Source organism: Polynucleobacter sp. 35-46-11 (assembly GCF_002281105.1).
The window spans coordinates 1-3,798 of the sequence record NZ_NCFJ01000239.1; the positions used below are offsets into that span (position 1 = coordinate 1).

4 protein-coding genes and 1 pseudogene are annotated in these 3,798 nt (G+C 45.5%); all 5 read left to right on the forward strand.

What is annotated here, in order from left to right:
• The first annotated feature begins 455 nt into the window (after positions 1-455).
• The gene (locus B7Y67_RS12630) at positions 456-1,397 is read left to right on the forward strand and encodes a YdaU family protein (protein WP_293598951.1); all 942 of its coding nucleotides are present in this window, start codon (positions 456-458) and stop codon (positions 1,395-1,397) included.
• Positions 1,387-1,629, forward strand: coding sequence for a hypothetical protein (locus tag B7Y67_RS12635; RefSeq protein WP_293598952.1), 243 nt, complete (start codon positions 1,387-1,389; stop codon positions 1,627-1,629). The genes B7Y67_RS12630 and B7Y67_RS12635 overlap by 11 nt, the downstream gene beginning before the upstream one ends.
• Positions 1,626-2,030: a hypothetical protein gene (locus B7Y67_RS12640; RefSeq protein ID WP_293598953.1), complete on the forward strand. Its 405-nt coding sequence runs from the start codon at positions 1,626-1,628 to the stop codon at positions 2,028-2,030. The genes B7Y67_RS12635 and B7Y67_RS12640 overlap by 4 nt, the downstream gene beginning before the upstream one ends.
• Positions 2,031-2,047: 17 nt before the next feature.
• Positions 2,048-3,364: a terminase gene (locus B7Y67_RS12645; RefSeq protein WP_293598954.1), complete on the forward strand. Its 1,317-nt coding sequence runs from the start codon at positions 2,048-2,050 to the stop codon at positions 3,362-3,364.
• Positions 3,365-3,497: 133 nt separating this feature from the next.
• Positions 3,498-3,798 (forward strand): annotated as a pseudogene (locus tag B7Y67_RS12650) (histidinol phosphatase); the annotation flags it as partial.

Consider the following 3,798-nt stretch of genomic DNA (forward strand, 5'->3'; position numbering starts at 1 on the left):
AACTATACAAACGAAATGCCACCATTTAATTTAATCTCCTATTGTGTTTTGTTATGCATCATTTTGTGTGCTGCTGAAGTGCAATGTAGTCAATGAAATTTTGGTGGTCAATCAAATGTCAATACCCACTTTGAAGACGCATATTAATTTTTGACTACAAAAAAATATTTATTCATAGAAGTGTCACAAGCCATATAAATAAATGGCTACAGCCTTGTCAGTAAATTCTGATAGCGCAAAGAGAGCGGTGGACACGCATAGATCAACAAACACTTCAGATAAAGAAATTCATTCTCACGAATATCTCAAACATGGATTACAGAGAATTGATGAATAAATAAATTAAAGAAAAATTCAGAAAAAACGCGTTTGACGATACGCTTTCCGATTGTTAGATTCATCTCTTGCAAAAAAAATTGCGCGCAAGAAAAAGAACTACACGGAGACAGATCAAGATGAATTACTACGAGCATCACATTGGAGATTATGCAGAGGCGACTGCGCATCTTACATTCATAGAGGATGCAACCTACAGTCGCCTCATCCGAAAGTACTACGCCACAGAAAAACCGCTACCTAACGAGATCAAGTTAGTGCAAAGATTGATCAACGCGCGATCAAAAGAAGAAAAAAATGCAGTTGTATCTGTCCTCAATGAATTTTTTACCCTCACTGATGATGGCTGGAGACAAGAGCGCTGTGACCATGAAATAGCCCGCTTCAAGGATAAGCAACTCAAAGCCAGACGGAGCGCGGAAGGCAGATGGCAGCCACTCCCATCAGACGAGCCTCAGCCAGAAATCACCCCAAGTAATGCATGCGTTCGCAATGCGACCGCAATGCGAACGCATTGCTCACCAGACACTAAACACCAGTCACCAGTAACCAATCTCCATACACCAGGCAAACAAAACAATGGGGGTGAAAAGGAAAAAATTCCCCAAGGACCACCCACGCCCACAGACGAAGAAAAAGTTTTTCAGGGGCGTATCGAAAAATACAAAAGCTTTGCAGCCATGATCAGCAGGGAGGGCAGAGCTATTGCCGTAGACGACTACCGCATACGCGACATCGTCAATCTCGGGGTAACCGAAGATGAAGTGGCAGAAGCTATCGCCACAGCTAAGGAAACGCGTATGAAGGTCTCAAACCCAACCCCCATCAATGCTGGCTATGTCCTGGCAATACTCAAAGGAGCGCGCAAGAAGGCGGAAGCCGCGAGCGCAGACGAAGACGCTTGGTGGAAAACCAATGAAGGCATAGACGCCAAAGGCAGGGAGCTGGCAATGAAGGCTCAGGGCTCTGAAAGCTACGAATCCTTCAAAACCCGAATATTTACCGAACTACGCAAGCGAAAAGAGCGCGCAGAAACCAAGGAGAAGTCCAATGCAAGTTAATCACGCCATAGCTGGAGTCATTGATCGCCTAGACATGGAAGACTTTCCCATTGGATCAAAGGTGAAGACCCCAAGTGGGCGCGTAGGTACCGTGGTCAAACATCGCGGAGCCCAAAGCCGTCATGACTTATTCCAAAGAATCATCATCGAGTTTGATGAACCCCTTGGTGATTCAGTCGCATTGCAACCCCATCTTTTGAAGCTCATCAAAGAACCAGCTGTCACCCCATGATTGAAAACAATCAAAAGAAATCAAAAGGTGGGAAAAGGCCGGGGGCTGGTCGCAAGACCGGCAGCCTAACTAAGCGTACCCGCCAGATCGCTGAGGCTGTTGCTACCCAAGGGATAACACCTCTAGAAGTCATGATGAAGGTAATGCACCAGCTATACGAAGAAGCTGGCAACGTTCAAGAAGGGGAGCTTGGCGATAAAGCATTAGCAGATGAAGCTCGCATTAAGCTTTTGAACATGGCCGCCACCGTAGGAAGGCACGCTGCACCTTACGTACATCCACGCTTATCAGCTATTGAGCACACCGGTAAAGACGGTGCACCCCTACAAAGTGGAGTTCTTGTCGTGCCAAGCGCTATGAGCATCGATGAGTGGGAGCAAGCAGCCCAAGCAAAACACTAGTGAAGTAAATAAAACCAATGAAAACCATCTGGGCGCCATTGCCCGGTAGTCAGACTTTGTTTCTGACATGCCCAGTGTATGAAGTATTGCTTGAAGGTACTAGAGGTGGGGGTAAGACCGATACCTTACTCATGAGCTATGCCCAACATGTAGGTAGAGGCTTCGGGGATCATTGGCGCGGCACACTCTTTCGCCTTACCTATCCGCAGCTAGCAGACGTAGTGGCTAAGAGTAAGCGCTGGTTCTATCAAATCTTCCCAGGTGCCAAGTTCAATGAATCTGATTATGTCTGGAAGTGGCCCACTGGAGAGATGCTGTACTTTCGGTATGGGGCTAATGAAGATGATTACTGGAACTACCATGGCCATGAATACCCATGGCTAGGGTTCGAAGAACTTACCAACTGGCGCAATCTGTCTTTCTATGAAGCAATGCATTCGACTTGCCGGTCATCTCATCCTGGAATGCCAAGGATGGTGAGGGCAACATGTAATCCATTTGGTGTGGGGCATGCATCAGTAAAGGAGAGATTTCAGATTGGAGCTATTCCCGCTGGTCAGATCATTAGGCGAGAGGGCGCGTTACCCAGAGTGCGGATTCATTCGACAATTTATGAGAACACTCACCTTCTCAAAAACGACCCGAACTACCTGATGAGTCTAGAGTCGCTAAGCGATCCAAACAGACGCAGAGCTTGGTTAGAGGGAGATTGGGATATCCACGTGGGAAGTTTCCTTGAAGGTGTATGGCAGCCATCTAAACACGTCATTGAGCCCTTTGCAATTCCAGCAACCTGGAAAGTATGGCGATCCATGGATTGGGGATATGCCAGGCCATATGCCGTCTATTGGTTTGCGCTATCTAATGATGGGGTCTATTACCTATGGAGAGAACTCTATGGATATGGCGATAAAGAAAACACGGGCACCAGAGAGGATGCAACGGTTGTGGCGGAGAAGATCAAAAAGATAGAAATTCATGACCAACGACTTGGTTATGAATACCGCATGAATCAAGCAGACCCTTCCATCTTTTCAAAGATCGGAGCAGAGCGATCAATAGGGCAAATCTTTAGGGATAAAGGGGTCAAATGGAGCGAGGCTTATAACGCCCCCAGAAGCAGAGTGAATGGTGCTCAAGAGATCATCCGGCTATTAGCTGAAGATAGGCTCAAGATTTTCTCAACCTGTAAGCATTGGATCAGAACCATCCCCCAACTACCACCAGATTCATTGAATCCCGAAGACGTGGATACGGATACCGAAGATCACGCGTGGGATGCGACTAGATATGGGGTAATGAGGAAGAGGGGGCATCAAACAGATCCTATATAAATACTATAAGAATTGGTAAATTGGATTATGCTTAACATGAGAGGCTAGTTGTTTTAAAGGATTTTTCATAATAAGCGCCGTCAATAGGAAGTTATGCATGTAGTTATTGTGTTTGCAAAAAGGTTCTATTCTCATGAAAATTGACATACATACGCATACCAAAAAATCTAAGTCAGGGGATGCACTCACAAGAGAAATTTCTCCTGAGAAATTTTGTGAAATTATTTTATCGACAGATGTAAGGATTATTGCGATCACCAACCATAATGTTTTTGATCTTGATCAGTTTGCAAGGATTGAAAGTTTATTGGGTGGCGAAGCGCAAGCTTGGCCTGGTATAGAAATAGATGTTTCTGAGGATGGTCTAAGAGGTCATTTATTGGTAATAGTGTCACCAAACTCTGCGAGAGAATTCTCTCTAGCCGTAGAGGAGT